Source organism: Krasilnikovia sp. MM14-A1004, from assembly GCF_047159485.1.
GTDB lineage: Bacteria > Actinomycetota > Actinomycetes > Mycobacteriales > Micromonosporaceae > Actinoplanes.
The window spans coordinates 6,621,904-6,648,568 of sequence record NZ_AP038773.1 but is presented as its reverse complement, the minus strand read 5'-3'; the positions used below and the strand labels follow the sequence as shown (position 1 = coordinate 6,648,568).

23 protein-coding genes are annotated in these 26,665 nt (G+C 70.6%); 10 read left to right on the top strand and 13 right to left on the bottom strand.

Annotated features, from left to right (window positions below; genetic code table 11):
• Positions 1–21 precede the first annotated feature (21 nt).
• Positions 22–522 (top strand): DinB family protein, encoded by a 501-nt coding sequence (locus ACMCNN_RS28875; RefSeq protein WP_412743633.1) that lies wholly within the window; start codon positions 22–24, stop codon positions 520–522.
• On the opposite strand, the gene ACMCNN_RS28870 is transcribed toward ACMCNN_RS28875, so the two are convergent.
• Both ACMCNN_RS28870 and ACMCNN_RS28865 read right to left on the bottom strand, forming a co-directional pair.
• Positions 513–788 carry a hypothetical protein gene (locus ACMCNN_RS28870; protein WP_412743632.1) on the bottom strand — a complete coding sequence of 92 codons (276 nt, stop codon included), beginning with the start codon at positions 786–788 and terminating at the stop codon, positions 513–515. The two genes, ACMCNN_RS28875 and ACMCNN_RS28870, sit on opposite strands and share 10 nt — an antisense overlap.
• A 379-nt stretch (positions 789–1,167) precedes the next feature.
• On the bottom strand, positions 1,168–2,661 hold the full coding sequence (locus tag ACMCNN_RS28865) for a M1 family metallopeptidase (protein WP_412743631.1): 1,494 nt from the start codon (positions 2,659–2,661) through the stop codon (positions 1,168–1,170).
• Between the two features lie 188 nt (positions 2,662–2,849).
• On the opposite strand from ACMCNN_RS28865, the gene ACMCNN_RS28860 reads away from it, so the two are divergent.
• Positions 2,850–3,410, top strand: a complete 561-nt coding sequence (locus ACMCNN_RS28860; RefSeq protein WP_412743630.1) for an exonuclease — start codon at positions 2,850–2,852, stop codon at positions 3,408–3,410.
• A 62-nt stretch (positions 3,411–3,472) separates the two neighbouring features.
• Here ACMCNN_RS28860 and ACMCNN_RS28855 read toward each other — a convergent pair whose 3' ends face one another.
• Positions 3,473–3,733, bottom strand: a complete 261-nt coding sequence (locus ACMCNN_RS28855) for a hypothetical protein (RefSeq protein ID WP_412743629.1) — start codon at positions 3,731–3,733, stop codon at positions 3,473–3,475.
• A gap of 671 nt (positions 3,734–4,404) precedes the next feature.
• On the opposite strand from ACMCNN_RS28855, the gene ACMCNN_RS28850 reads away from it, so the two are divergent.
• Positions 4,405–5,670, top strand: a complete 1,266-nt coding sequence (locus tag ACMCNN_RS28850) for an XRE family transcriptional regulator (protein ID WP_412743628.1) — start codon at positions 4,405–4,407, stop codon at positions 5,668–5,670.
• A gap of 9 nt (positions 5,671–5,679) precedes the next feature.
• On the opposite strand, the gene ACMCNN_RS28845 is transcribed toward ACMCNN_RS28850, so the two are convergent.
• The 3 genes from ACMCNN_RS28845 to ACMCNN_RS28835 form a co-directional block, all read right to left on the bottom strand.
• Positions 5,680–6,396 (bottom strand): HAD family hydrolase, encoded by a 717-nt coding sequence (locus tag ACMCNN_RS28845; protein WP_412743627.1) that lies wholly within the window; start codon positions 6,394–6,396, stop codon positions 5,680–5,682.
• Between the two features lie 162 nt (positions 6,397–6,558).
• Entirely contained in the window at positions 6,559–8,499 is a 1,941-nt protein-coding gene (locus tag ACMCNN_RS28840; protein WP_412743626.1) for a S8 family serine peptidase, read from the bottom strand.
• Between the two features lie 384 nt (positions 8,500–8,883).
• The gene (locus tag ACMCNN_RS28835) at positions 8,884–9,546 is read right to left on the bottom strand and encodes a hypothetical protein (RefSeq protein WP_412743625.1); all 663 of its coding nucleotides are present in this window, start codon (positions 9,544–9,546) and stop codon (positions 8,884–8,886) included.
• Positions 9,547–9,718: 172 nt separating this feature from the next.
• Between ACMCNN_RS28835 and ACMCNN_RS28830 the strand changes: the two genes are divergently transcribed.
• A complete protein-coding gene (locus tag ACMCNN_RS28830) occupies positions 9,719–10,078 on the top strand; it encodes a helix-turn-helix domain-containing protein (protein ID WP_412743624.1) in 360 nt (119 codons plus the stop codon).
• Between the two features lie 199 nt (positions 10,079–10,277).
• The gene (locus tag ACMCNN_RS28825; RefSeq protein ID WP_412743623.1) at positions 10,278–10,625 is read left to right on the top strand and encodes a DUF6086 family protein; all 348 of its coding nucleotides are present in this window, start codon (positions 10,278–10,280) and stop codon (positions 10,623–10,625) included.
• Positions 10,626–10,689: 64 nt separating this feature from the next.
• Here ACMCNN_RS28825 and glpK (ACMCNN_RS28820) read toward each other — a convergent pair whose 3' ends face one another.
• Positions 10,690–12,216, bottom strand: a complete 1,527-nt coding sequence (glpK, locus tag ACMCNN_RS28820) for a glycerol kinase GlpK (protein WP_412743622.1) — start codon at positions 12,214–12,216, stop codon at positions 10,690–10,692.
• Positions 12,217–12,235: 19 nt separating this feature from the next.
• Positions 12,236–13,003: an IclR family transcriptional regulator gene (locus tag ACMCNN_RS28815; protein ID WP_412743621.1), complete on the bottom strand. Its 768-nt coding sequence runs from the start codon at positions 13,001–13,003 to the stop codon at positions 12,236–12,238.
• Positions 13,004–13,153: 150 nt separating this feature from the next.
• Here ACMCNN_RS28815 and glpK (ACMCNN_RS28810) point away from each other — a divergent pair, with 150 nt between their 5' ends.
• Together glpK (ACMCNN_RS28810) and ACMCNN_RS28805 are read left to right on the top strand one after the other, a co-directional pair.
• On the top strand, positions 13,154–14,671 hold the full coding sequence (gene glpK, locus ACMCNN_RS28810) for a glycerol kinase GlpK (RefSeq protein ID WP_412743620.1): 1,518 nt from the start codon (positions 13,154–13,156) through the stop codon (positions 14,669–14,671).
• Positions 14,672–14,749: 78 nt separating this feature from the next.
• The gene (locus ACMCNN_RS28805) at positions 14,750–16,462 is read left to right on the top strand and encodes a glycerol-3-phosphate dehydrogenase/oxidase (protein ID WP_412743619.1); all 1,713 of its coding nucleotides are present in this window, start codon (positions 14,750–14,752) and stop codon (positions 16,460–16,462) included.
• Between the two features lie 66 nt (positions 16,463–16,528).
• Here ACMCNN_RS28805 and ACMCNN_RS28800 read toward each other — a convergent pair whose 3' ends face one another.
• Positions 16,529–17,152, bottom strand: a complete 624-nt coding sequence (locus tag ACMCNN_RS28800) for a peptidoglycan-binding domain-containing protein (protein WP_412743618.1) — start codon at positions 17,150–17,152, stop codon at positions 16,529–16,531.
• Positions 17,153–17,397: 245 nt separating this feature from the next.
• On the opposite strand from ACMCNN_RS28800, the gene ACMCNN_RS28795 reads away from it, so the two are divergent.
• The gene (locus ACMCNN_RS28795; protein WP_412743617.1) at positions 17,398–18,603 is read left to right on the top strand and encodes a globin domain-containing protein; all 1,206 of its coding nucleotides are present in this window, start codon (positions 17,398–17,400) and stop codon (positions 18,601–18,603) included.
• On the opposite strand, the gene ACMCNN_RS28790 is transcribed toward ACMCNN_RS28795, so the two are convergent.
• The 3 genes from ACMCNN_RS28790 to ACMCNN_RS28780 all read right to left on the bottom strand — a co-directional run bounded on the left by ACMCNN_RS28790 (position 18,593) and on the right by ACMCNN_RS28780 (position 21,619).
• Positions 18,593–19,144 (bottom strand): hypothetical protein, encoded by a 552-nt coding sequence (locus ACMCNN_RS28790; RefSeq protein WP_412743616.1) that lies wholly within the window; start codon positions 19,142–19,144, stop codon positions 18,593–18,595. The two genes, ACMCNN_RS28795 and ACMCNN_RS28790, sit on opposite strands and share 11 nt — an antisense overlap.
• A 26-nt stretch (positions 19,145–19,170) precedes the next feature.
• The gene (locus tag ACMCNN_RS28785; protein ID WP_412743615.1) at positions 19,171–20,931 is read right to left on the bottom strand and encodes a substrate-binding and VWA domain-containing protein; all 1,761 of its coding nucleotides are present in this window, start codon (positions 20,929–20,931) and stop codon (positions 19,171–19,173) included.
• A gap of 166 nt (positions 20,932–21,097) precedes the next feature.
• The gene (locus ACMCNN_RS28780) at positions 21,098–21,619 is read right to left on the bottom strand and encodes a sigma-70 family RNA polymerase sigma factor (RefSeq protein WP_412743614.1); all 522 of its coding nucleotides are present in this window, start codon (positions 21,617–21,619) and stop codon (positions 21,098–21,100) included.
• Positions 21,620–21,765: 146 nt separating this feature from the next.
• On the opposite strand from ACMCNN_RS28780, the gene ACMCNN_RS28775 reads away from it, so the two are divergent.
• Positions 21,766–24,636: an AAA family ATPase gene (locus tag ACMCNN_RS28775; RefSeq protein ID WP_412743613.1), complete on the top strand. Its 2,871-nt coding sequence runs from the start codon at positions 21,766–21,768 to the stop codon at positions 24,634–24,636.
• 69 nt (positions 24,637–24,705) lie between these two features.
• Here ACMCNN_RS28775 and ACMCNN_RS28770 read toward each other — a convergent pair whose 3' ends face one another.
• Positions 24,706–25,890, bottom strand: a complete 1,185-nt coding sequence (locus tag ACMCNN_RS28770) for a cytochrome P450 family protein (RefSeq protein ID WP_412743612.1) — start codon at positions 25,888–25,890, stop codon at positions 24,706–24,708.
• A gap of 396 nt (positions 25,891–26,286) precedes the next feature.
• On the opposite strand from ACMCNN_RS28770, the gene ACMCNN_RS28765 reads away from it, so the two are divergent.
• On the top strand, positions 26,287–26,634 hold the full coding sequence (locus tag ACMCNN_RS28765) for a histone-like nucleoid-structuring protein Lsr2 (protein WP_412743611.1): 348 nt from the start codon (positions 26,287–26,289) through the stop codon (positions 26,632–26,634).
• Positions 26,635–26,665: the final 31 nt, after the last annotated feature.

Sequence of the window (26,665 nt, the reverse complement as noted above, 5' to 3'; positions counted from 1 at the left end):
CGACCTTGGCAGGGTGCTCCCATGCCATCGTTCTCCAGCACCACGGACGCTGAGGTCTTCGATCAGCCGCTCCGCGCGCAATGGGAGGTGTTCCTCGACGAGCATCGCCGTGCACTGCACGACTGCCTGTCGGGCCTGACCGAGGAGCAGGCCCGCCGGCGGCTGGTGCCCTCCCGGACCACGCTGCTGGGGCTGGTGAAGCACGCGACGTTCGTCGAGCAGGTGTGGTTCGACGAGGGAATCACCTGCCGCCCGCGCAGCGAGATCGGCATCCCCGACACACCCGACGAGTCGTTCATCCTGGCCGACGGTGACACCATCGCCGCTGTGCAACAGGCCTACCGCGAGGTCTGCGACGCCTCCCGCCGCCGCACGTCGGCGCTGGGACTGGACGACCTGCTGCACGGCAACCGGCGCGGCCCGCTCCCGCTGCGCTGGGTGTATCTGCACGTGCTCCGCGAGCTGGCCCAGCACTGCGGCCACGCGGACATCCTGCGGGAGCAGCTCCAGGCTCAAGCCTGATCCGCGGGGCTGGGCTCGGCGGCACCCTCCGGGCCCAGCACATACCGGCTGCTCAGATTCCGGTACGGCCGGCTGCGCAGCGCCGCGACCGTGGCCACCAGCCCGAGCATGTACGCGTACATCCCGGCGGTGAGCAGGACGATCGACGAGCGCAGCGGGACGGCGGCCAGACGCACCACGGCGACGGCCAGCACGGCGAGGGCCAGAAGCAACACCCAGAACATGCCACCGACCGCCACGAGCACCCCGCTGATCACGGAGGTCACCAGGAAGGAGACGCCCGAGGTCGTGCCGACCAGGCCGTTCGCCCGCCTGCATCATCGTCTTCTTGGCGTGGTGGTCGACCAGGCTGCCGAACCAGATGCCCGTGGTCGCGGTCAGCACCAGGAAGATCCCGGAGATCACGCCGGTGGCGAAGACGGAACGGGTCTGCAGGTAGACGTAGAAGGTGATCGCGAACCAGGCGGTAAAGTTGATCACCGATACCAGCAGGGGTGTTCACCAGCAGCTGGTGGAAGGTCCTCCGGTCGCCCCGGACGATGCTCATGAAAGCAGCGGTATGACCCGGGGCGCCGTGGATGTCCAGCGGTTATCCGCCCCGGTGCTCCGCGACCCGCCCGGCGAGCCGCGGAGCACCTGACGCGATCAGTGCGCGGCGGACGCCTTCCAGTCCTTGTGACCCGGCATGGCCGGCACCTTCGTGCCGTACAGCCAGCTGTTCAGGAAGGGCTTGAGGTTACGGCCCGAGGTCTTCGACGCGAGAGCGATGAAGTCCTGGGTGGAGGCGGACTTGCCGCGGTAGGTCTTCACCCACGCCCGCTCGATCTTCTCGAACTTTGCGGTGCCGACCTTCTGCTTCAGGGCGTACAGGACGAGCGCGCCACCGTCGTACACGTTGGGGTTGAACACGTCCCACACCGACTTGGACGACTTCGGGCGGGCGACCGGGCCGTACTTGGCCCGCGTCTGGTTGGCCCGCTGGTAGACGCTCTTGAAGTACGCGTCCCGGTTGGCGAAGCCGGTGTACTTCTTGAAGACCTTGGTGTCGGCGGCGTAGAGCAGCTCGTACCAGGTCGCGTGGCCCTCGCTCTGCCAGACGTCGCTCCACGACTTCGGGGCGACGCTGTCACCGAACCACTGGTGCGCCAGCTCGTGCGTCATGACCGGGTCGAGCACGTACTTCGGGGCGCCGAACAGGCCCGTGTCGTACAGCGAGAGGGTCTGCGTCTCCAGGGCGAAGCCGAGGTTCGCGTCGATCACCAGCGACCCGTAGTTCTCGAACGGGTATGCGCCGACCTTCTTGGTCATCCAGGCGAGCTGCTTGCGCTCCACGTCCGCCTTGGGCAGCAGCTTGCTGGCCAGGCGCCGCGGGACGACGTCGCGGATCGGCACGTTGTTGACGGCCTTGCGGTTCTTCACCACGAAGTCGCCGACCGCCACCTGCACCAGCTCACTGGCCATCGGCTTCGACTCGCGGTACACCGACGTCGTGTAACCGTTCTGCGTACGGTCCGTGACGTGCCGGCCGTTCGCCACGCTCGTCCAGCCGACCGGGGCGGTCATCCGGATCGTGTATGTCGCCTTGTCCCGCGGGTGGTCGTTGCTCGGGAACAGCTTGTGGCTGGAGGCGGGCTGACCCGCCAGCACCGAGCCGTCGGGGGTCGCCACGAACCCGTCCGGGGCGTCGGCGCTCGGCGTCACCGGCGTCGCGGTGAAGCCGTTGACGATGACCCGGAACGCCTTGCCCTTGGGCAGCGAGCGGGCCGGGGTGATGACCAGTTCCTCGCCGGAGCGGGTGAACGTGGCCGGGGCCCCGTTCACCGACACGGCGCCGACCTGGCCGCCGCCGAAGTCGAGGTCGAAACGGGAGAGGTTCTGGGTGGCGTTCGCCCAGATCGACACGCTGCCGGTGACGGTCTGCTTGGGGTCCTTCGCCGCGTACTTCAGGCTCAGGTCGTAGTTCGTGACGTCGTATCCGCCGTTGCCGAGCTTCGGATACAACCGGTCACCCAGGCCGGCGGAGCCGGGGGTCGCGCTCGCGCCCGCGTACGCGGGGGTCACGGTCCCGGCGACCCCGACGAGGAGGGTGACGCCAGCGGCCAGCACCGAGGGAATGCGGCCGTGTGTGATCATCTTCATGAATGGAGAGGCTACGGGGATGCCGCAAGGCCGGGCAACCTACATCCGCGTACGGACAACACTTTCCGGTCCATTGCCATCGGCCGTCAGGACGAGAACCCGCCATCCCACTGACCGCGTCCGTCCGCCGCAATGCCGACGCCGTAATGGCATCGCCGGAGCCGCCCGCGTGCCGTACGGTGCGTGCCGTGCCACGACCCGAGATCTACGTCAGTACCGACGTCGAGACGGACGGTCCGATCCCCGGGCCGCACTCGATGCTGAGCTTCGCGTCGGCCGCCTACAGCGGTGACAAGGAACTTCTGGGTACGTTCACCGCGAACCTGAGCACGCTGCCGGGCGCGGAGGGCGACCCGAGCACCATGGCCTGGTGGGCGACCCAGCCGCAGGCGTGGGAGGCATGCCGCGCCGACCAGCAGGATCCGGCCGTCGCCATGCCCGCCTACCGGACCTGGCTCGAACGGCTGCCCGGGCGCCCGGTGTTCGTCGGCTATCCGGCCGCCTTCGACTTCATGTTCGTCTACTGGTATCTGATCCGGTTCGCCGGTTCGAGTCCGTTCTCGCATTCGGCGCTGGACCTCAAGTCGTATGCGATGGCCCTTCTCGGTACGCCGTTCCGGGAGACGGTGAAACGCAGGATGCCGCGAGAATGGTTCGACGGCTCCCCGCACAGTCACGTCGCTCTCGACGACGCGATCGAGCAGGGCGCCCTGTTCTGCGCGATGCTGGCCTCCCGCGCGCGACGCTAGCCGGAGGCGCGGCCGGATGGGCCTCGTGGGTCCACCCGGGGGCCGGACTCGGACGAGCAGTCTCAACCGTCCGGCGCCACCACGCCACGCAACGCGGAAACGCGGACCTGAACGAGCCGGGATCGGGTGCTGTGATCCCACAGCACCTCGTCCGCAGCCAGTTCCACCCAGTGCTCGCCACCGGCGGCGACCAAACCCAGGACCGTTCGGACAACCAGGTCGATGTCTCCCCGGCCGTACTTGTAGTCGGCGTCCGGAACGTGGAGCCGCAGCCCCCGGCGCAGCACCACGCCGCCGTGAGAACGGAGCGATTCCTCCGTCATCGACTCCCGCCGTTCGAGCGGTACGCCTGTCCCGGAGTCAGGGTGAACCATCCCTGCTGCGGAAGGACCTCGGTGGGGCCAGCCCAGGACGGCCGAGTCGGCGCGACCGCCGGCGGCGTGGTCGGCTGAAGTCGACGGTCCAGACAAGGCCACCGCAGCCCGCACACGCATCGGCGTCGAAATGCCCAGCGGAGGCGTAGTCGGTGCGTGATATCGACCGGTGTCGAACGGCCTCGTCGCGGCATCCAGTGACGTGGTGGTACAGGGTCGATTTGGTGGCGATCCATTTCCAACTCCTCGGGTCGGTACTGACATAGGCGCCGCGGCGCCGTCGATCCAAGCCGACGTGTTCGGTGAGAAATGACGTTGGGCGGCAACCCGTCCGGGAACCACGATTTCGGATCGTTTCCCGATTGGGGAATACCGGTCCTGTATTCGACCCTCGGTGCGGACTTGCTGTCCGATTAGGTCATGACCTGGGGTCGCGTGTCGGGAAGAGGTCGCCGCAGCTCCAGCTGTTCATTGAGAAGTCAGGACGCCGCTGATGTACTGGATGGACGTGGGGAGGTGCAATGTCGCGTCATCCAGAGACCGAGGCGAACCGTCGCACGAACACGCTGTTGATACAAGCTCGCGGGCGGCTTCAGTCACCCTGCCGTCCCGGGCAGGCCATGTCGCGACAGGAGATGGCCGATGCCGTAAACCAGGCCCTCGACAACCTCTACCCCGGTCGGAACTTGGCGGGCTACTACGTCGATGCTCGCTGGATCGGGAAGCTCGAGCGCGGTGAGCACCGCTGGCCGGGTGTCGAGCGCAGAGCTGCACTGAGGATGGTCTCCGGAACAGCAGCCGATCATGAGCTTGGCCTGCATCGACCCCGCCACGTCGAGCGCGGCGTCAGCGCCGTGATTCTGCAGGGCGTTGCGCCGCCGGTTGGCGCCGATTCGGCCGGCGGTGCCCGTCGGATCGCGTCCCTGCAACAATCGGCGCCGGCCGACGACTGGGTGGGCGAAGTGGGACTCTCGTCGGAAGGAGGATGGAACAGCTTCTCGCTCGTCACCAGCATGCTTGCGCAGCAGCGGCAGGCCGTGGCGCCAGAGGCTCTGCTGAAGCTCATCGAAGCGCACCGTGACTGCCTCTCAACGCTGTTCCAGCGTGCGGCCAGATCCGATCCGCTGCGCGCGGAGATCGGAGCGATGCTCGGGGAAGCTTCTGTGGTCGCGAGCCGTCTGTGGAGCGCATTGGGAAATCGGGACATGGCGCTCGCGCACTGTGCGTATGCCAGAAGTCTTGGCGACCGGCTGGAGAACCGGCGGCTGGGTGCCACCGCGCGGATCTTCGAAAGCAACCTCTACTCTGAGGCCGCCACCTTGATAGAGGCGGATGGTGAGATCATGATCGGCCTCCGACTCCTCGATGTGGCTGCAGGTGCCGGTATTTCCCTGAGCGCTCCTGCACGAGCAAGGATTGCTGCGGAACAGGCCCAGGCCTATGCGGCACTCCGACTGGAGGGCCAAACTGAATCTGCACTCGGCCGAGCCCGCGAGTCCGTTGGTGAAATCGCTCCGGAGGACTGTGTCGGACTGTACAGCGACTGGAACCCATCACGACTGAAGGTCTACGAAGGCACGTGTCATATTCTGCTGGATCAACCCAGCAGAGCTGTCGAGAAGCTCGAAACCGCGATCAGGGAATTGAGTGCTGACCACCTCAACCTCAATGTCACCCTTGCTGCGCGGGTCGATCTCGCGGTCGCGTACGCACAACTCGGCGAATTGGAAACGTCCTGCGGTTTCCTCGGCGAGACGTACGAGCTGCTGCGGGTTGTCGGAAATCTCCGAGGCATCAGGCGCGCCAGGCGGGCTCGGCAGCGACTTACGCAGTGGGACGGAGAGCCCGTAGTCCGGGAGCTGGATCTGAGAATGGCAGCTGCCTAGACCTACGGTTCAGCTCCTCAGGAGCAGGGCCTCGACTGTGGGAACAACCTCGATGGGGTCAAGGTGATCGAGGATCGCATCAGGATCATAGCCGGCCAGTTCCTCCCGGCTGGCCCGGTGGGTGACCACGGCAACCGAGAACCCCGCGTGCCGAGCGCACGCGATGTCGTTTGGGGCGTCACCGATGACAACCGTCCGGCGCGGCTCCAGTTGAAATCCGAAAACCTCTGCAAATCGATGTGCGATCACGCCCGGGAGGTTGAATCGATTGCGGTCGTCCGATCCGAATCCGCCGATTCTGAGATCCAGATAGCGGTCGAGGCCGAGTGTCTCGAGCTTGAACTCGGCGGCACTTCGCACATTGCCGGTGAGCACCGTTTGTCGATAGCCGCTTTGATGTAGTGCGGTGATGCTTTCCGCGGCGCCCGGGTACGGGGCCTGGATCCGAGTCATTTCCTCACGCCCGCCAGCCATGACCGATGTCAGGGCGTCGTGAAATCTGCCGATTCCCTTCTCGGCTTCTGCAGGAGAAACACCGGACGCCATGGCGGTATCTATGACGATCGACTCGTCCGTATATCCATGCACCTTCTTTTCGGGAAAGGTGACCTCCGCCTCCGTAAGTCCGTATGCCTTGGCGATCGATCGGCGAAGCCAACGAAGGTCGGCCGGAATCAGTGTCCCGTCCACGTCCCAAACCACTAGACCACCGCCGCGAAGCTCCACAGCAGGATCCTCCCACGCCGGTCCCCTCTGGACGAACGGTCCGCGGAGGACTCCGAACGTCGCCGCTGCAGTGATCCAACTGGAGCGCGGATCGTGCAGGGCCGGGCGGACCGTGGGGTCCGCCCAGCCCTGCCGCCGGGGTTCGTCGTGAGCGCGGTCAGGTCACTCGTCCGGCTCGGGGACGAGGAACCCGGCTGCCCGCACCGCCGCCGTCAGCGCGTCCACCTGTGGCGGCATCGGGGCCATCGGATATCCGTAGGCGGACGGGGACTGTCCGGCCGGGCCGACACCGGCGACCGGCATGGTGGTCTCGGGGCCGCTGGTCGTCGTCCAGCGCGGAACCAGCCCGACCGCGACCGGAGCGTCCGGCCTCCCGGCACCGCACCGGTACGGGTCGCCGCCCTGGAGCGGGCGGCAGCTCGCAATGATCAATTGCGCCAGCCGTTGCACCCTTGCCGGTCCACGCATTCCGAAGCCGTACCGGAAATCGGGGTGGTGGGCGAGGACGAGCGCCGCCAGTGCCGCGACGTGGGTCGCGGCGATGCCGGTGCCGTCGAGGGCGGCGCGTCCCTCGGGGGCCACGGCCGAGACGATCCCGACGCCGGGCGCGCAGAGGTCGACCTCCGGCCCGGCACCACTGAACCGGGCGGCCGCGTATCCGTCGGGCGTCGGCATCCCGGACAGCTGGGAAATGTGCAGACTGTCCGGCGGACTGGTGCCGAGCTTGCCGATGGCGCCCACGGTGAGCACCGCCGGCACGGTGCCGGGGAACATCACCGGGCCGCCGGTGTCGCCGGCGGCGGCCACGCAGAGGATGCCGGCCTGCCGGGCCTCTTCCAGCTTGTACGCCACCAGCCCGGCCGCGCCGCTCGCGTACGTGCCGAGGTCGATGACGTCGACCTCCTGGGCGATGCAGTAGTCCAGCGCCTCGATCAGGTCGCTGAGCCGCCCGCCGGGGAGAACCCGGCACACGTGCACCTCGGCCTCGGGGGCGAGGCCGACCAACTGGTCACCGTCGTGCCCGAGGATCAGCGCGACGTGGTGCGTCGAGCGCCCGATCACGTCCTGGTCCCAGGACTTCTCGTCCTGACCGATCACGTCGATGCCGCCCATGATGCCCTCGGCGGCGTCGAGGCGCGCGGCGTCCACGCCGGATCCGATGACCGCTATCCGTACGCCGTGCCCCCGGTACGTCGGTGGCAGCCGGTCGAAGCCCAGCGCCCGCCGCGCCCAACCGTCGCCGTGGCGCTCGCCCGCGGGAGTGTCGAGCCGCCGGCACACCACGGTGTTGCTCTCGGTGCCGGACAGGTGCGGCCGCTCGATGACCGTGCCCCAGCAGTCGGCGCGGGGACGTACGTACACGCCGCGTATGCCGTCGAGCGAACCGGCCGGAACGGTCAGTTCCGCGGTGCCGTCCGCGTCGGTTCGCGCCACGACCGGGTAGCGGCCGCCGTGTACATAGACCACCGCGTCGGGCAGGGGCTCGCCGTGGTCGTCGCGGACCTGGAACCGGATCGGCACCGCGTCGTCCAGGGAACCCGTGCCGGGCACGTACGCCCACGGTGGCAGCGGCTCGTCCTGGGTGAGCGGGTGGTCGATGTCGACGTGGAACTCGGGCCGCGCCGCCAGGATCGCCGCCTGCTCCGGGGTGGCTTCGACCACGGCGACGGCCGGGAACCGGGTGCCGGGCCGGTAGACCGGCACGGCACCGCCTCCGGTCGCGGGTGGCTGTTCGGCGCTGCGGATGACGCGGAGCACCCGCAGGTCGGGGTTGCGTTGCAGCGCCTCGATGAGGTGTTGTGCGTCCGCCGCCGGATCGGTGGGTCCGGTGGTGGGTGAGGCCCAGCCGGTCGGGGCGACCAGGTAGCGCTCGGGGCGGGGCCGGAGGGTTTCGGGGTGCTCGCCGCCCTCGCCCGCGGCCGGGCCGCGGCTGCCGGTGGCGTGGTCGCGTGGCCTGCCCGGCTCCGCTCGCCGCGCCGCGTCGCCGCCGGCTCGGCTGCCGGGTGGCGGCGCCGCTTGGGCTGCTTCGGCCCGCCGGTCGGCGGCCTTGTCGGGCCGCCCCTTCGGCTGGCCGGTGCCGGGAGCCTGGCCGTGTTCGGCCATGGCGTTACTCCTTCCGCTTCTGTCGCGCCTTTCTATGGCGGCGCTTCTGTCGCGCCTCTCTGTCGCGGCGCTTGGAGTCGCGCGCCGGCCCGGAGTCGCGCCGGCCCGGACCTGCCGGCTCTGCCCCGGCCCGACCGGCTCAGCGCGACGATCCGCTCGCCGGCTCGTGCACCGCACGACTGGCCGTGAGCTGGGCCGCGGGACGGCGGCCCAGCTCAGTTGGCGTGTCGATTTCGCCGGTGCATCGCGATCGGGCGTGGGCCGAGATTCGCACGCGGGCGCCATTCATCGACCGAGGCCGATCATTGATGGATACGCGCGATCCAAGTTCTGATGGGACGGAAGCCCGATGGCGATCGCCGATGTCCGGCGGAATGAGACCCGCTACCGGCCGAACTGGCCGCCGGAGAAGCCGTACGGGAACTGCTGCTGCTGGCCGAACCCGGACTGGCCATAACCCTGTTGGCCGAAGCCCTGCTGGCCGTACCCCTGCTGGCCGAAGCCCTGCTGCCCGTACCCCTGCTGGCCGTAGCCCTGTTGGCCGGGGCCCTGCTGCTGGCCGATGCCGTATTGCTGGCTCTGGCCCATGCCGTACTGCGGCGTGAACTGCTGCTGGCCGAACTGCTGCTGTTGCTGCCAGGTCTGCTGCTGGATCAGCTGCTGCTGGACCAGTTGCTGAGCGACCTGCTGGGCGAGCTGGAGCACCCCGGAGTGGGTGAGCTGCTGGATGGCCTGCTGCGCGACCTGCTGCAGCTGGGGGTGCTGGGCGAGTACCTGCACGAGCGGGTGGGTCTGCGCCTGCTGCTGGATGAGTGTGAGCTGCTCCAGCTGCTGGGTGAGGCCGGGCTGCTGCGTCAGCACGTGCATGACCTGCTGACGGATCAGCTGCAGTGCGATGCGGTGCGCCAGCAACTGCTGGGCGTGCTGCATCTGCTCGGGGCCGAACCGGGGGCCACCCTGCTGTGGGCCGTACGCGCTGCCGCCGTCCCCCCAGCCGCCGAGCATCTGGCCCTGGCCGACCGTGGGCATGGTAGGTGCGTACGTCATCGCTGACATCGTTCCTCCCAACGTCCGATCTTGCTGGACAGAACGTCCATCGATATCGGACGCTACGCGTGGTGGTAAGGAGGGACAAGGCTTCGAAACCTATCGATACATTTGATATCTGCGTGGGTAAAATGTGAAACCCGCCTGAGGTGATCACGACAACGGGGTGCCGATGAACCCTCTACAACAGCTCATCCGCGACCGGATGGCGGAGCGGGGCTGGTCGTACGCCGACGTGGCGCGCCGGGGTGGTATTCCACGCTCGACGGTCCACCATCTCGCGACGGCAGAGAACCTGCGCCGGCCACCACACCGGGCCACGCTGGAAGGACTCGCCGAGGGCCTGACCGTACCGGTGGGTGTGGTCAGTGCGGCCGCGGCGTCCGCGGCCGGGCTCGCCGCCTGGCAGGAGTCCACGGTGGATCCGGAGCTGAAGTCGCTCGTCGCGGCGCTGACCCGGCTCGACGCGACAGACCGCCGTCACGTTCTGGCCCTGGTCCAGTCGATGCTGAGCGTCGACCGGTCGAACTGACGGCGGGGCGGCCGCCACCGCTCGTCCTTAGTGGATACACCGCTGTCGAGTCAGCCCCAGGTGCTGAACACCCGACGCACTTCATTGCCCGGGTGACTTGAGGAGTCGTGTTGCGGCGATTCCGCGATGAGATCCTGAAGAAGTTGTCCCAACTGGCCACAGACCACGGCATCACAATCCACACGAAATGGTGCGACTAATGGGCATGATCTTTGAAGTGGCGGGCCGCGACGTCTGGGATCCGTCGCTGGACACCTCGAAGCTTTTCTGCACCCAGATCGCCTCGGTTGCTGCGCTGGTCGGCCGGGACAGCGGCGTCCAGGGTCCGGATAACGACTTCGTCTACGTCGATGCAGGCACGTTCGAGGCATTTCTCGACGCGGTGATCGAGTATCTCGAGGGCAGCGGGACGCTCGAACTCGACGCGATGCTGAGCGGGATCACCGCCGTCGCGCTCGCGCTGGAACACCGGATCACCGGACGGTGGCGAGTGCTGCCAAGCGGACTCGCCGACGTCTTCGGCCTGGCGCGGTCCCTCGTCCGCTGACCACGCTGGTCTGTCGGCCACAGCGGACGAGTGCCCGGAAGGGGCAGTGCTTCGGCTCCCTGCCTTACCGATCGAGGCGGGGCGGGCGCCGTGGCCGGTGCCAGTCGAAGGTGCGTTGTACCGCGCGCTGCCAGTTGTCGTATTCCTCGGCGCGCCGGTCGGGGTCCATCCGGGGCAGCCACTGCGCGGCCCGGTGCCAGTGGTCGCTCAACGCGTCGAAATCCGGCCAGTAGCCGACCGCGAGCCCGGCCGCGTACGCCGCGCCCAGCGACACCGTCTCGGCCACCATGGGCCGGTCGACCGGTACGTCGAGCACGTCCGCGATGAACTGCATGAGCAGGTTGTCCGACGTCATGCCGCCGTCCACTTTGAGACTGCGCAGCGCGAGGCCGGAGTCGGCGTTCATGGCGTCGACCACCTCGCGGGTCTGCCAGCCGGTCGCCTCCAGCACCGCGCGGGCCAGATGCCCCTTCGTGATGTAGGAGGTCAGCCCGACGATGACGCCGCGCGCCTCGCTGCGCCAGTGCGGGGCGAACAGCCCGGAGAAGGCGGGCACGATGTAGCAGCCGCCGTTGTCCTGCACGGTCCGGGCGAGGGTCTCGATCTCCGGTGCGCTGCCGATCAGGCCGAGCCCGTCGCGGACCCACTGCACCAGCGAGCCGGTCACCGCGATCGGGCCCTCCAGCGCGTACACCGCGGGCTGGTCGCCGATCTGGTAGGCGACAGTGCTCAGGAGACCGTGGGTGGATTCCACGAGGTGGGTGCCGGTGTTGAGGAGCAGGAAACCGCCCGTGCCGTAGGTGCATTTCGCATCGCCGGGCGCGAAGCAGGTCTGCCCGAACAGCGCGGCCTGCTGGTCACCCAGGGCCGCCGCGATGGGTACGCCGGGCAGCACCGCCCGCGCCGCCCCGAACACCCGTACCGACGAGCGGATCTCCGGCAGCATCGAGGCGGGGATGCCGAAGAACGACAGCGCACCCGGATCCCATTGCAGTGACCGGATGTCCATCAGCATCGTGCGGCTGGCGTTGGTGACGTCGGTGACGTGGATGCCGCCGTCCGTACCGCCGGTGAGGTTCCAGATCAGCCAGCTCTCCATGGTGCCCAGCAGTACCTCGCCGCGCTCGGCGCGGTCCCGTAGGCCGAGGGTGTGTGCCAGCAGCCAGTGCACCCGCGGCCCGGAGAAGTAGGGCGCGAACGGCAACCCGCACCGCTGCCGGACCTGCTCCGCGCCCGGTGCGTCGCCGAGTTCCTCCACCAGCGTCGCCGTACGGGTGTCCTGCCAGACGATCGCCCGGCCGATCGGGACGCCGGTGTGGCGGTCCCACAGCACGATGGTCTCCCGCTGGTTCGTGATGCCCATCGCGGCGACCTGGTCGGCGGTGATTCCGGCCTGGCGCAGCGCGCCGGGCACCAGGCGCTGCACGTGCTGCCAGATCTCCATGGCGTCGTGCTCGACCCAGCCGGGTTTGGGGAAGAACTGGCGGTGCTCGCGCTGCACCACCGAGACGAGATGGCCGCGCTGGTCGAACACGATGCACCGGGTGGACGTGGTGCCCTGGTCGATCGAGAGCACGTAGCGTTCGCTCACAGGTACTCCCGTCCGGTGCTCACCATCGTGCCCCGCCCAGGTCCCGGGAGACCGCGCGGGCGGCGTCGGACACGTACGTCACCAGTTTCGGTTTCGGCCGTCCCTTCGTATCGCAGATGCGCTCGACCGCGCCTGTGATCCCGATCGCACCGACGACGAGGCCGCCGTGTCCGCGGATGGGCGCGGCGACACCGGCCTGCCCGACGGTCATCTCCTCCACGTCCAGCCCCCACCCGGCCTCGCGCAGCTCGGCCAGGGCGCGGGCCAGCTTCCGCCGGTCGACGAGGGTGCGATGCGTGTACGGCGCCAGCTCGCCGCGCAGCAGCTGGGCCTCGGCGGCGGCGTCGAAGGCCAGCAGCACTTTGCCGAGCGCGCAGGCGTGCGGCGGCAGCAGCGTACCCATGTCGAGTGTCTGCTGGGTGTCGTCGGGGCGGAACACGTGGTGGACGACGAGGACCTCGCCGTCGCGCAGCGCGCCGACGCGGACCGCCTCGCCGCTGCGCGCCGCCAGGGGGTCGGCCCAGTTGATGGCGCGGGAGCGCAGCTCGTTCGCGTCGAGATAGCTGGCGCCCAAATGCCGCAGCGCCGCGCCGAGGTGGTACTTGCCCGAGGCCTTGTCCTGCTCGACGAAGCGGACGTGTTGCAGGGTCCGCAGGATGCCGTGGGCGGTGCCCTTGGGCAGGCCGAGCGAGCGTGCGATCTCGACCACACCGAGTCGTCCCTGCCCGCCCGCCAGCAGCCGCAGGATCGCGGCCGCGCGCTCGATGGACTGGACATTTCCGGGCATCTCGCGATGCTAACCGAGCTGTGATCAGCGGACAACGTTCGACATTGTCGAACCGCCTGCATTGACCGCCATATCGGCCCTTCCTAGCGTCGGAAGCCGGAACACCGGTGGACGCATCCGGTTCGGACAACCCCGCGAGGAGAGACCCGCATGGCTGACTTCGTCGGTGCCGTGGATCAGGGCACGACGAGCACCCGCTTCATGATCTTCGATCACGTGGGTCGCGAAGTGGGTCGTCACCAGCTGGAACACGAGCAGATCCTGCCGCGGGCCGGATGGGTCGAGCACAACCCGCTGGAGATCTGGGAACGCACCTGCTCGGTCATCCGTACCGCGATGCATGCCCGGGGACTGCGGGCCACCGACCTGGCCGCGCTCGGCGTCACCAACCAGCGCGAGACCACGGTGGTGTGGAACCGCCGTACCGGAATGCCGTACTACAACGCGATCGTCTGGCAGGACACCCGTACCGATCGGATCGCCGCCGCCCTCCAGCGCGACGGGCGCGGCGAGGTCATCACCCGCAAGGCGGGCCTGCCGCCCGCTACCTACTTCTCGGCCGCAAAGATCCAGTGGATCCTGGAGAACGTCGACGGAGTGCGCGCGGCCGCCGAGGCCGGCGACGCCGTGTTCGGCACCACCGACAGCTGGCTGCTGTGGAACCTCACCGGCGGCACGGACGGCGGCGTCCACGTCACCGACGTCACCAACGCCAGCCGCACCATGCTGATGGACCTGGAGACGCTCGACTGGGACGACGAACTGCTGTCCTTCTTCGACATCCCCCGGGCCATGCTCCCCGAGATCCGCCCCTCCTCCGACCCGGAGGGCTACGGCCACACCCTCGCCGCCGGGCCGTTCGGCGGCGAGGTCGCCCTCACCGGCGACCTCGGCGACCAGCAGGCCGCCACGGTCGGCCAGGTCTGCTTCGGCGTCGGCCAGGTGAAGAACACCTACGGTACGGGCAACTTCATGCTCCTGAACACCGGCACCGAGGTGGTCCGATCGCGCAGCGGGCTGCTCACCACGGTGTGCTACCAGTTCGGCACCGACAAGCCCGTGTACGCCCTGGAAGGCTCCATCGCGGTCACCGGCTCCGCCGTGCAGTGGCTGCGCGACCAGCTCGGCATCATCAGCGGCGCGTCGGAGAGCGAGGCGCTGGCCCGGCAGGTCGCCGACAGCGGCGGGGTGTATTTCGTCCCGGCGTTCTCCGGGCTGTTCGCGCCGTACTGGCGCTCGGACGCGCGCGGCGCGATCGTCGGGCTGTCCCGCTACAACACCAACGCGCACCTGGCCCGGGCGACGTTGGAATCGATCTGCTACCAGACCCGCGACGTCATCGAGGCGATGGCCCGCGATTCCGGCGTCACCCTCGACGTGCTGCGCGTCGACGGGGGCATCACCGCCAACGAACTGTGCATGCAACTGCAGGCCGACATCCTCGGCGTCACCGTCTCCAAGCCGGTCGTCGCCGAAACCACCGCGCTGGGCGCCGCGTACGCGGCGGGCCTCGCGGTGGGGTTTTGGCGCGACACCGACGAACTCGCCCAGAACTGGAACGAAGACAGGTGCTGGCAGCCCGAGTGGACCGAAGAGCAACGGGAGAAGGGCTACGCCGGCTGGCAGAAGGCGGTACGCCGCACCCTCGATTGGGTCGACGTCGGCTGACCGCACCCGCCCGGCCGCCCACCAGGCACGAGCCCCCTCGCGGACCGTCGCGTCCGAAGACCACGAAAGGAACACCCCATGCGTACCGGAACTTTGTCACCGCAACGCCGCGATGCGGCGATGGCCGCGATGACCAGCGGTGAGGAACTCGACGTGCTCGTCGTCGGCGGCGGGGTGGTCGGGGCCGGTGCCGCCCTGGACGCCGCCACCCGCGGCCTGTCCGTCGGACTGCTGGAGGCCCGCGACTGGGCCAGCGGCACGTCCAGCCGGTCCAGCAAGCTCATCCACGGCGGACTGCGCTACCTGGAGATGCTCGACTTCGGCCTGGTGCGGGAGGCGCTGCGGGAACGCGGCCTGCTCGTGCAGAAGCTCGCCCCGCACCTGGTGCGCCCGGTGCCGTTCCTCTACCCCCTCGAACACCGCGGCTGGGAGCGCCTGTACGCGGGCGCCGGCGTCATGCTCTACGACACCATGGGCGTCTCCAGCGGCCACGCCCGCGGCCTGCCCCGGCACCGGCACCTGTCCCGCCGCGCCGCATTGCGGGAATGCCCGTCGCTGCGCCCCGAGTCGCTGATCGGCGGCATCCAGTACTACGACGCGCAGATGGACGACGCCCGGTTCACGATGTTCCTGGTACGCACCGCTGTCGCGTACGGGGCGCACGCCGCCTCCCGCGCCAGGGTCGTCGGCTTCCTGCGCGACGGGGCACGCGTCACCGGCGTACGGGTGCAGGACCTGGAGAACGACCGGATCGTCGAGATCCGCGCCAAGCAGGTCATCAACGCCACGGGCGTGTGGACCGACGAGGTGCAGGACCTCGTCAGTGAGCGCAAGCCGTTCACGGTACGGGCCTCCAAGGGCATCCACCTCGTCGTGCCGCGTGACCGCGTACAGTCCTCGACGGGGTTGATCCTGCGCACCCCGACAAGCGTGCTGTTCGTCATCCCGTGGGACCAGCACTGGATCATCGGCACCACGGACACCGACTGGGACCTCGACAAGGCGCACCCCGCCGCGTCCAGCCGCGACGTCGATTACCTCCTCTCGGAGGTGAACAAGGTCCTCGTCACGCCGCTGACCCGCGACGACGTGCAGGGTGTGTACGCCGGGCTGCGGCCGCTGCTGTCCGGCGAGTCGGAGCTGACCGCCAAGCTGTCGCGCGAACACACAGTCGCCATCCCGGTGCCCGGACTGGTGGTCGTGGCCGGCGGCAAGTTCACCACGTACCGGGTGATGGCGGCCGACGCCGTGGACGCCGCCGTGAAGGGCCTGAACCGGACCGTGCCGCGCTCCTGCACCGAGCAGGTCCCGCTGATCGGCGCGGACGGGCACGTGGCGATGCGCAACCGGCGCAACGCGCTGGCCGCCGAACTGGGGCTGCACGTGTCCACGGTGGAGCATCTGCTGCGCCGCTACGGCTCCCTCACCGACGAGGTGCTCACCCTCGTACGGGAGGACCCGAGCCTGGGGCAGCCGCTGGAGGGCGCCGAGACCTACCTGCGGGCGGAGGTCGCGTACGCGGCGCTGCACGAGGACGCCCGGCACCTGGAGGACCTGCTGACCCGGCGTACCCGGATCTCCATCGAGACCTTCGACCGGGGCACCACCGCGGCGCGCGCCGCCGCGACCATCATGGCCGGGGTGCTCGACTGGAGCCCGGAGCAGCTCGACCGTGAGGTGACGCACTACCTGCAGCGGGTCGAGGCCGAACGCGCCGCCCAGGAGCAGCCCGACGACGCCACCGCCGACCTGGCCCGGCTCGGCGCGCCGGAGCTTCTTGTCACCAGCTGATCCGGCAGCGCGCGGTGTGTGCGGTTCGTCCGCCCGCACCGCGCGCCCGCAGCGCGTCCCTGTCGCTCAGTGGTACTGGATGCCGGGAATGTAGCCGCCGTCGGTGAACCGGTGACCGATCTCGCCGACCGCGACGCCGTGCTTGCTGTCCATCGCCTCGATGGTCTCCTCGCCGGTGCCCAGCGAGATCGCGACGTGGTTGTACTTCGACCCGTTGTGGCCGGCGCGGCGGAACAGCAGCGCCCCGCGGGTGGTCGCGGCGTCCGAGACGGACAGGCCGAGCCCGGCGTGGTGCGACGCGTCGATCTGCGACACCGAGTAGCTGGGGAACTCGACGCCGAGCCGGGCGCACGCCCAGGAGATCAGTTCCGCGCAGTCGAACTCGTCCTCGTCGGGGTTGTTGTGGTCCGCCTGCGTGCCGAGGACGTACCTGTCGTTGACCTGGTGCAGGCACAGCTCCACGAGGCGGTCCGCGGTCGGAGCGTCGGCCGGGTCGTCCGCGGCGATGTCCTGGCCCTCGTGGCTGCCGAACAGCATCCCCCACGTGGACTCGTCCACCTGGCCGGTGATCTCCAGCTGGTACGTCGCCTGGAACGCCTGCACGGCCTCGACGGTCTTGCGGCCGTAGCCGCCGTCCACGCCGCCGGTCGAGAATCCCAGCTCCGTCAGTCGTTGCTGAACCTGCTCCACGTAATCCCCTGAGTCACCCCGCCTCAGATAGACCGTGCCCGACATCTGCGCCTCCTCGGTAGTCGTGGGCTCAGGGTGCACCGCGGGGCCGGTATCGCTCCCGCGCGAAAGGGCGGCCACGAGGGCATGACGCCCCTCCCTCGTGCCATCGGCCGGACGGTCGGACCGTCGACTCAGGACTTTGGTCCCTCGAACGGTGAGTTTCACGTCCCTAACGTCGGGATTCACCGACCGCGAGGAGTGTTGTGCTCACGTCCACGTCAGCCGCCGTCGTCCGGGCGACCCTGCCCGTCGTCCGCGACCACGCCGAGGAGATCACCGGTGCCTTCTACCCGCGGATGTTCGCCGCGCACCCCGACCTGCTGAACCTCTTCAACCGGGGCAACCAGGCCACCGGGCGGCAACGCCAGGCGCTGGCCGCGGCGGTCGTCGGCTACGCCGCACACCTGCTCGGCGACGACCCCGTGCCGTGGGAACCGATCGCCCACCGCATCGCCCACAAGCACGCGTCGCTCGGCATCACGCCCGCGCAGTACCCGATCGTCGGCCGGCACCTGATGGCCGCGGTCGCCGAGGTCCTCGGCGACGCGGTCACGCCCGAGGTCGCGCAGGCCTGGGACGAGGTCTACTGGCTGTTCGCCTGCGAACTCGTCGCCCGCGAGGCGCGGCTCTACCACGCCGCCGGTATCGACGACCCCGGTCAGGTCTGGCGCAGCTGGGAAGTCGTCGAGCGGACCGTCGAAACCGACGACGTCGTCTCGCTGACCCTCACCCCGTCGGACGGAGGGGCGGCGGGGGAGTTCGTCCCCGGACAGTACGTCTCCGTCGCGGTGGACCTCGGCGGCGGCGCGGGACGGCAGATCCGCCAGTACAGCCTCTCCGGCGCGCCGGGACAGCCCACGTGGCAAATCACTGTCAAGCGGGTACGCGGGAGCGCGGGCAGCCCGGACGGCGTCGTCTCCACGTACCTGCACGAGCGCGTCGCGGAGGGGGACCGGCTGCGGCTGAGCCCGCCGTTCGGGGACGTCAGCAGTGTCGGCGGTGACGGACCGCTGCTGCTGATCAGCGCGGGCATCGGGGTGACCCCGGCGATGTCGGCGTTGCAGGATCTGGCCCGCCGCGACCCCGGCCGCGACGTGGTGCTGGTGCACGCCGACCGCACCGGCACCGCCCACCCGCTGCGCAGGCACCTGCCCGCCCTGAGCCGGGCCCTGCCCCGGTTGCGGCTGGACCTCTGGTACGAGCACGGCGACGCCGACATCGCCACCGGCGCCCGGGTCAACTCCGGGCGGGTCGACCCCGAACGCATCCCGCTGCCCGAGGGCGCCGACGTGCACCTCTGTGGGCCGTTGCCGTTCATGAATCACGTCCGTGCCGGGCTGTTGCGCCGCGGGGTGCCGGGCGACCGGATCGCGTACGAGGTGTTCGGCCCGGAGCTGCTCACCGCCTGAGCGAGCGCGGCGACACACCGGAGGCGGTCAGCAACCGCGCGAGGACCGACCCGGGGTCGTGGCTCGCGTCGATGGTCACCGCGCCGCGTCCGCGCCAGGCGCGGGTGAACTCCCGGTAATAGGTGTCGGCGGCGTCCAGGGTCGCACCGGCACGGCCGAAGTCGTTGCCGACCCGGTCCCGCAACCGGTGCCGCATCGTCGCCAGGTCGATGTCGAGCAGGAACACGGCGTCGAAGCGGTCGGCCAGCTCGGCCGCGTTGGCCGCGTACCCGCACAACCACACCGCCGGTGCCGCATCGGCCGCGGTCTCGGCGGTGACGATCTCGTCCAGGCGCAGCGGATCCCAGGTCCAGCGGTGCGTGGCGAGCCAGGCCGCGTCGGGTGCGGCGGGCCGTTCGACCCGCCGCCCGGCGGCGTCGGTCCAGGCGCACAGCCGTGGGTCGGCGTCGAGGCTGATCGCCCGGTGGCCCCGCTCGCGGAGCCCGCGGACGACGGTGGACTTGCCGGCGCCGGTTGCCCCGGTCACCAGAAACAACCGCACGCGCTCACTGTCCCACAGTGTGCGGCTCAGCTTGGTGCGTGGGCGGCGAGGAACGCCTGGGCCATGGCCGCGGCCACGTCGGCCGGGTCGGTGGCCGCCACGGCCGTACCGCCGGTGGTCTTGGCCATCGCGGTCAGCGCGGTCATGTCCGCGTTCGCGCCGTAGCCCACCGCGATGATCGGTACGGGGCGGCGCGGGTCGGTGGCCGCCGTCAGCTGCCCCAGGAACGCGCCGGAGTCCATCGCGAACCGCGACTGTTCGTCCTTGCCGTCGGTAAGCACCACGACCAGGGTGACAGTGCCCGGCGCGGCCCGTCCCCGCATCATCGCCTGACCGTCCAGCACGGAGCGGAACAGCGGGGTACCGGAGTTGGGCAGGGCGCGGTAGCCCGCGATGCCCGCGCTGAGAATCTCGCGGCGGGTCCGGTCGCCGACCTTCTCGGTGATCGGGCCGAGCGGGACCACCTCCTGATGCGCCGGGCTGGTCGCCGTCGGCGTGCCGAACTGCCACAGGCCGATCGCGGTGTCCTCGCCGAACAGCTGGCTGGCGCTCAGCCCGGTCTCCCGCAGCAGCGCGGCCTTGGTAGTGCCCTGCCCGGCCTTGTCGGTGATCTTCTGGTTCATCGACCCGGACCCGTCGATCATCACCAGCACCTGGAACTTCAGCGTCCGGTACTGCGCCCACTGCAATGCGGGGTCGAGCAGGCCGTCCGCCCGCTCCGGCAGGGACAACGCGTGCGGGGTCGCGGCCACCCGGAACCCGGCCGCGGTGAGCGCCGCCGGGCTGATCGCCGCGCGCAGCCGCTCGGCCAGGTCGCGGTGCGTGGCCGACGCCGAGATTGCGTACGGGTAGTCCGCCTCCACCAGGCCGTCCGCCGGAACGGCCGCGGTCAGCTCCACCGCGTGCGAGCCCTTCCGGTACGCGGCCAGCTGCTGCTCGGTGGTCGGCACGACCCCGATGTCGGTGACCGCGCCGGTCGCCGCCTGACGCAGCAGCGCGGCCGGGTCGACCGTCGCGTCCGCGAGCCTGCTGCGCAGGGTCAGCGCGCGCAGCTGGGCGATGCCCGGGTCCTTCGTGGTCCGCGCCATCGCCTGGTGCACCGCGTACACGGAGAGGATGCCGGTGGTGTCGTGCAGCGGGTCCGGCATGGAGACCCGCGCGATGCGGTGCTTCGCGACGCCGTCGACCAGCGCCGCCCAGGACGCATGTCCCCGTACGGTGAACTGCCGGGCCGTTGCCTCGGAAGCGGCCAGCACGATCGGCGACCGGGCCAGCGGTGCACCGTCGGCGGTGTATTTCGTGCCGTCCACCGCGGCGACCCGCAGCCAGGCACTGCTCGACGGGATCCACACGTCGGGCTTGCGCGCCGCCGCCTGCGTGACCGCGGGTGTCTCGGCGGAGACCGTGACCGGGCCGCAGTCCGTGCCGCCCGGGTTCAGTGTGCGGGCGGCGGCCCGGACCACCGGGGCGATCTCGGGGGCGGCGGCCACGCGCAGCCCGGCGTCCGGGCAGGGCAGCGCCACCGGAGTCGGGCGCGCCGGTGCGGGGTCGTCGTGGAGCCAGCTCACCACGCCGCCGACGGCCGTCACCAGCAGCACGGCGACGGCACCCACGAAGATCCGGCGGCGGAACACCACGCGGGACAGCTTCGGCCGGGTCCGGCGTCGCCGCATTGACCGCATCAGTACGGCGCCCAGCACCAGCAGAACCGGGACAGCGCCGCCGATGGTGAACCAGAATGCGCCGACGAACAACTCGTTGCCGCCGCCCGGCCACGCCGCTGTCAACTGAGTCCCGCCTTCATCCGGATTTCAGGGCGCGAACGGTCCGATGAGTGATGGTGTTCGCATTCCTGCGAAGTGGGCCGTGGCGCGCCCGGAACATAGCAGACCTGATCAATGACGCGGACCCGCTGCCCCGGCGACCGTGAGGCACGCGATATCCATTGTGGACTCAGCTCGTGGCGGAAGCGGGGCCGAATCCCCGTGCCCGCAGAATCGTCGCCAGCCGGCGCAACGCGTAGTAACAGCGCGACTTCACCGTGCCCGACGGCACGCCAAGGCGGCGGGCCGCGTCGTCCACCGGGTGCTCGCGCAGAAACACCTCCACGATCGCGCCGCGATGTTCCGGGGTCAGCTCTCGCAGTGCCGCGTTCAGCTCGCACCGGTCCAGGATCGGCTCGATCCAGTCCGCCGCGATGCCCCCGTCGAGCCGCCGATCGCAGACCTCGGAACGGCGGCCGCGGCGGCGGTGGCTGTCCATCGCCAGGTTGCGGGCCACCGTGAACAGCCAGCCCCGCGCGGAACCCCGTCCGGGCAGGAACGCCTCCGGATGCTGCCAGGCGCGGATCAACGTCTCCTGCACCACGTCCTCGGCCGTACCGCTGTCGCCGTCGACGAGATGGCTCACGTAGGCCAGCAACGCCCCGCTGTGCCGATCGGCCAACTCGCGTACGGAGAGTCCCCCATCCGTCACCGCCCGCCCCCCTCTGCCTCGCGGATCCGACGCCATCCTTCGGCAGGTGGGCCGCCTGCGGATATCCGTGGAATCACCTGTTTCGCTGTGCCCCGGGCCCTCGTCGAACGGCCGGGCGACTACGCAGCGTTGGCTATGCTTCCGGCGTGGCCAGCGAGTTCTCCCCCGAGCAGACCGGCCCGGTGGTGCCGCTGGGCCGTGCGGCGGAGACGGCGCGGATCCTCGGATCCCTGCTGCCCGCACCGCCGGGCGCCGACCACGACGGTGCCCCGCGAGCCGCGTCGGTCCTCATCGAGGGCGAGGCCGGGATCGGCAAATCGGAACTCTGGCGGCACGCCGTCGGCGCCGCGGAACGCTCCGGCTGGCGGGTCCTGCGTACCCATGCGGCGGCCGCGGAGGCCGCCCTGTCGTACGCGGGCCTCACCGACCTGCTCGACCCGATGATCGACTGTGTGTTGCCGGATCTGCCGCCGCGGCAACGCACGGCGCTGGAGGTGGCGCTGCTGCGCCGCACCGACGACGGGCCGGCGGTCACCGCCCGCGAGGTCGGCACGGCGCTGTGTAGCGCGCTGCGCCGCGCCGCCGCGCGGCAACCCGTCCTGATCGCCATCGAGGATCTGCAGTGGCTCGACGAGGCCACCGCCGCGCAGCTCGCGTTCGCGCTGCGGCGCCTCACCGACGTGCCGGTGTCGACGCTGGCGACGCTGCGGACCGCGTCGGCTCTGTCGGATGTCGAGGACGAGTCGCTGCGGCGCGATGCCGCGGCCCGGCGGCTGCGGGACAGCCACGCCGGCGACCCACCGGTCGTCGTCACGCTGGGACCCCTGCCGCCGTCCGCCCTCGGCGCGCTGCTGAGCCGGCGGCTGGGACTGGAGCTGACCCCGGGCGAGGTCGACCGGATGCACGCGCAGACCGGTGGAAACCCGTTCTGGGCACTGCAGACCGGTGCCGAGGTACGCGCCGGCGGGCTGCACGACCCGATCCCGGTGCCCCACTCGCTTGCCGAGGCCGTCGGTGCCCGGCTGCGCCGCCTCGGCGATGACGCGCAGACCGTGCTCACGGTCGTCGCGGCGCTGGCCGGTGGCTCGCTGCCGACCGTCCTCGACGCACTGTCCGGGCAGCTCGCCGACCCGGCGCGCGCGGTCGACGACGCGGTACGCGCGGGCGCGGTGGTCGAGGCGGCCGGAGCCCTGCACCCCGCCCACCCGCTGCTCGGGTCGGCGGCGCTGGCCGCGCTGCCCCCGGCGCGCCGGCGCGACCTGCACCTGCGGCTGGCCGATCTGGTGGGTGACATCGAGCGTCGGGCCCGGCATCTCGTCGCCGCCTCGGCGGGCAGTGGCCCGGACGAGCAGGTCGCGTCCGTGCTGGAGGCCGCCAGCGCGGCGGTGCGCCGACGCGGGGCGATCTCGTCCGCCGCCCAGCTCGCCGAGTGGGCCGCGAACTTCACGCCCCGGAACTCCCCTGCATGCCTGGGCCGGCGGCGGCTCGACGCCGCCGCCCTGTACTACGCCACCGGCGCCAACCACCGCGCCCTGCTCCTGCTGAAGGACCTGGACAGCGCGGGGTACGAGTTCGCGGACTGGGCACGGGCGCACCGGCTGCTCGTCGACCTGACCTTTCTGCAGGAGGGCCGCCGGCAGGCGGTCGCGGCGGCGGAGCACGCGCTCGCCGAGGCCGGAGAGGACCTGAACCGGCGCGTGGTCGCCCTCGCCCTGACGATCGACATGGCGGCCGGTGTGGAACCGCTGCTGGCCCAGGAGCGCGCCAGGGAGGCGATGCGTTACGCGGAGCTGACCGACGGCGACCATCCGGTGCTCGCCGAGGCGCTGGTCAGCATGGTGAACGCGGGCGTGGACACCGGCGACGGGGTGGCCACCGACCTGCTGGACCGGGCGGCCAAACTGGAGAGTGGTCTCGCGTGGACGTCGGTACCCGACCGGGTCGTCGCCCACCGTGGCTACCTGCTCAAGAGCGTCGAACGCCTCGACGAGTCCCGGTCGGCCCTGGCCCAGAGCCTGCGGCTGGCCCTCGACGAGGGCGAGGACGGCAGCCTGGCGTTCCTGTACGCCCACCTGGCCGTCACCGAGCTGTGGGCCGGCAACTACCCGGAGGCCGAACGCTGCCTGGCCGAGGCCGACCGGGCACTCGGGCCCGGCGGCCAGGCGTCTCTGGTTCAGTACGCGTTGCGCCCGCTGCTGTCCGCGCTGACCGGCGAGCTGGACCGGGCGGAACGGGAACTCGACAGGGAACACCCACCCGGCGGGCTGGCCGACGCGCGCGTCCAGCTGTTCGCCTGCCACGTCCGGGGCGTCATCGCACTGCAGCGTGACGACCCGCAGCTCGCGGTCGAGGTGCTGGGCCGGGCGTACCACCTGGCCGGGCAGCTCGGCATCCGCGAACCCGGACGGCGGCGCCGCCTCGACGGGGAGTACGGCCAGGCGCTGGTGCAGACCGGGGACCTGCCCGCCGCCCGGCAGGTGGCGGCGCAGCTGCAGGAGATGGGCCGCACACAGGGCCGGGACACGCTGACCGGCATCGGGCTGCGCATCGACGGCCTGGCCGCGGCGGCGGAAGGATCCCTCGACGAGGCCGAGCGGTGCCTCACCGAGGCGGTAGCCCGGCACGAGCGATCCCCGCTGCGCCTCGAGTGGGGTCTCAGCCAGCTCGCGCTCGGGCAGGTCCGGCGCCGGCAGCGCGCGCGGGGGCCCGCCCGGGAGGCGCTGGATCTGGCGATCGCCCGGTTCACAGAGATGGGCGCCGCGGGGTATCTGGCGCAGGCGCGCCGGGAACGGGAGGCGGCCGGTGCGTCGCCGCGACCGGGCAACACCCCGCTGACCGCCACCGAACAGCGGGTCGCCGAGCTGGTCGCCAGCGGGCTCAGCAACCGCGAGACGGCCGGGCTGCTGTTCACGAGCGTACGGACGGTGGAGGGTCATCTCAGCGCCGTGTACCGCAAGCTCGGGGTGCGGACCCGGTCGCAGCTGACCGTCCGGTTGCACGAATCCGGGGGCGAGTGAGCACGATCGCGGCTCGCCTTTCAGACGATGGCCACCGGTCAACCTGCGGTAACCCCGGACCCCGCGCGTTTACGTGAAGGCGGCGGGTAGGGAGACCAGCCCTCGGGTACGGAACGACGGCCGCCACCGCAACTCGTCGGCCGGCACGGTGAGCCGCAGCCCCGGAAAGCGCCGCACCACCGTGCCGATCGCCACCTCCAGCTCGGCACGGGCCAACGACGCGGCCAGGCAGAAGTGGATGCCGTGCCCGAACGTCAGGTGGCTGCCGGTTCGCTGCGGGTCGACCGTATCCGGGGCGGGGAACGCGGCGGGGTCACGGTTGGCGGCCGCCACCACGAGCAGCACCGTCTCGCCGCGCGGGATCGGCACCCCGCCGATCGTCAGGTCCTCGATCGCGAACCGCCGCAGCACCACCGGGGAGGGCGGCTCGATCCGCAGTAGTTCCTCGATCGTGGCGGGTAGCCGTGCCGGGTCGGCGCGGACCTCGGCCAGCAGCGCCGGGTGGCGCAGCAGGGTCAGCAGGCCGGTGCCGATGGCGTGCACGGTGTTCTCGTATCCGGCCAGCAGGAGCAGGAACGCCAGCGAGGTCAGCTCGTCCTCGCCGAGCCGGTCGCCGTCGTCGCGGACGGCGATCAGCGCGGACAGCAGGTCGTCGCCCGGTTCGGCGCGTTTGGCCGCGAGCAGCTGCTCCAGGTAGGTGTGGATCGCGCCGACCGCGCGGCCCGCGGCGCCCCGGTCGTGCGGGGGCGGCGTCATCATCGTGTCGGTCCAGGCCCGGAAGTCCGCCCGGTCGGCCCCGGGAACGCCCAGCAGGTCGCAGATGACGGCCACCGGCAGCGGGCCGGCGTAGTCGCGGACCAGGTCGGCGTGGCCCCGCGCGGCTGCCGCGTCGAGCAGCGCGTCGGCGCTGCGCTGGATGCGGGGACGCAGGCTCTCCATCCGGCGCGGGGTGAATGCCCGGGACACCAGGCGCCGGACCCGAGTGTGGTCGGGCGGGTCCATGTTGCCCAGGTTGGCGTCCAATGCCGACGGTAGGGAGAAGCCCTTCCAGGTGCCGTCGCCGTTGCGCTTGTCCAGCGACAGGCGTGGGTCGGCGAGCGCGGCGCGGACGTCCGCGTACCGGGTGGCCAGCCACACCGGGGCGCCGTCCGGCAGCTGCACGCGGCAGACCGGGGCCTGCGCTCTGAGCTGCTCATACGTCGGGTGCGGGTTGCGGAGGAAATCCTCGCTGACCGGCAGTGCCGCCGCTGTCATCGCGCCACACACCCCACATGTCCGGCGTCGGGACAAATGAAAGGCCGGGCATCCACGGGGGAAGATGCCCGGCCTCACGCATATGGAATCACACCGGGTGCCGGTCCCGCTACCCGGGTACCGCGCCGATTCCGGCCGGACCGGGGCGGCGGGCTCGGCCGGGGACGGCCCGGCGCCCGCCGGCCGGTGCGAGATATGGCGGGTGCGATATCCGTGTCGGGAGGGCCCGGAACGTACGCGGGATTGGTGGCGACGGACGCGTGACCGCAATGCGTACGAAATAGAAATCCGATGGTGGCCGGGGTCTGTGAGCCGGTGTGCGACGGTTACCGCTAAGGTGCCTGCAATAGGTTTCTTCCTGAGCATCTAACGCCTGCCCGGTGGAGTGATAAGAGTATGGCTAAGCAGATTGTTACCGTTTTGACCGATGATCTCGATGGCGGCGAGGCGGACCGTACCGTGGAGTTCGCGCTGGACGGCGTGAACTACACGATCGATTTGTCGGACCGGAACACCGGGAAGCTGCGTAAGGCGCTGGAGCCCTATATCGCGGCGGGCACGCGGGTGGGCCGCAGTCAGATCGACAACCGTGGCCGCGGCCGGCGTGGCATGGTGCCGGCCAGCCGGTCCAGTCGCGAGCAGAATCAGGCGATGCGGGAGTGGGCCGTAAAGAACGGCTACGAGGTGTCCGACCGCGGCCGTATCCCGACCTCGGTGGTGGACGCGTTCAACAGCCAGCGGTGAACAGCGCACCCGCCGAGCCGCGGGTGCCGTA

Coding starts and splice junctions, on each gene's coding strand:
- ACMCNN_RS28855 (WP_412743629.1), bottom strand. CDS start 3,733: ATGACGGAGGAATCGCTCCGTTCTCACGGCGGCGTGGTGCTGCGCCGG.
- glpK (WP_412743620.1), top strand. CDS start 13,154: ATGGCTGACTTCGTCGGTGCCGTGGATCAGGGCACGACGAGCACCCGC.
- ACMCNN_RS28835 (WP_412743625.1), bottom strand. CDS start 9,546: ATGACGTACGCACCTACCATGCCCACGGTCGGCCAGGGCCAGATGCTC.
- ACMCNN_RS28830 (WP_412743624.1), top strand. CDS start 9,719: ATGAACCCTCTACAACAGCTCATCCGCGACCGGATGGCGGAGCGGGGC.
- ACMCNN_RS28805 (WP_412743619.1), top strand. CDS start 14,750: ATGCGTACCGGAACTTTGTCACCGCAACGCCGCGATGCGGCGATGGCC.
- ACMCNN_RS28875 (WP_412743633.1), top strand. CDS start 22: ATGCCATCGTTCTCCAGCACCACGGACGCTGAGGTCTTCGATCAGCCG.
- ACMCNN_RS28865 (WP_412743631.1), bottom strand. CDS start 2,661: ATGAAGATGATCACACACGGCCGCATTCCCTCGGTGCTGGCCGCTGGC.
- ACMCNN_RS28765 (WP_412743611.1), top strand. CDS start 26,287: ATGGCTAAGCAGATTGTTACCGTTTTGACCGATGATCTCGATGGCGGC.
- ACMCNN_RS28815 (WP_412743621.1), bottom strand. CDS start 13,003: ATGCCCGGAAATGTCCAGTCCATCGAGCGCGCGGCCGCGATCCTGCGG.
- ACMCNN_RS28850 (WP_412743628.1), top strand. CDS start 4,405: ATGTCGCGACAGGAGATGGCCGATGCCGTAAACCAGGCCCTCGACAAC.
- ACMCNN_RS28825 (WP_412743623.1), top strand. CDS start 10,278: ATGGGCATGATCTTTGAAGTGGCGGGCCGCGACGTCTGGGATCCGTCG.
- ACMCNN_RS28770 (WP_412743612.1), bottom strand. CDS start 25,890: ATGACAGCGGCGGCACTGCCGGTCAGCGAGGATTTCCTCCGCAACCCG.
- ACMCNN_RS28840 (WP_412743626.1), bottom strand. CDS start 8,499: ATGGCCGAACACGGCCAGGCTCCCGGCACCGGCCAGCCGAAGGGGCGG.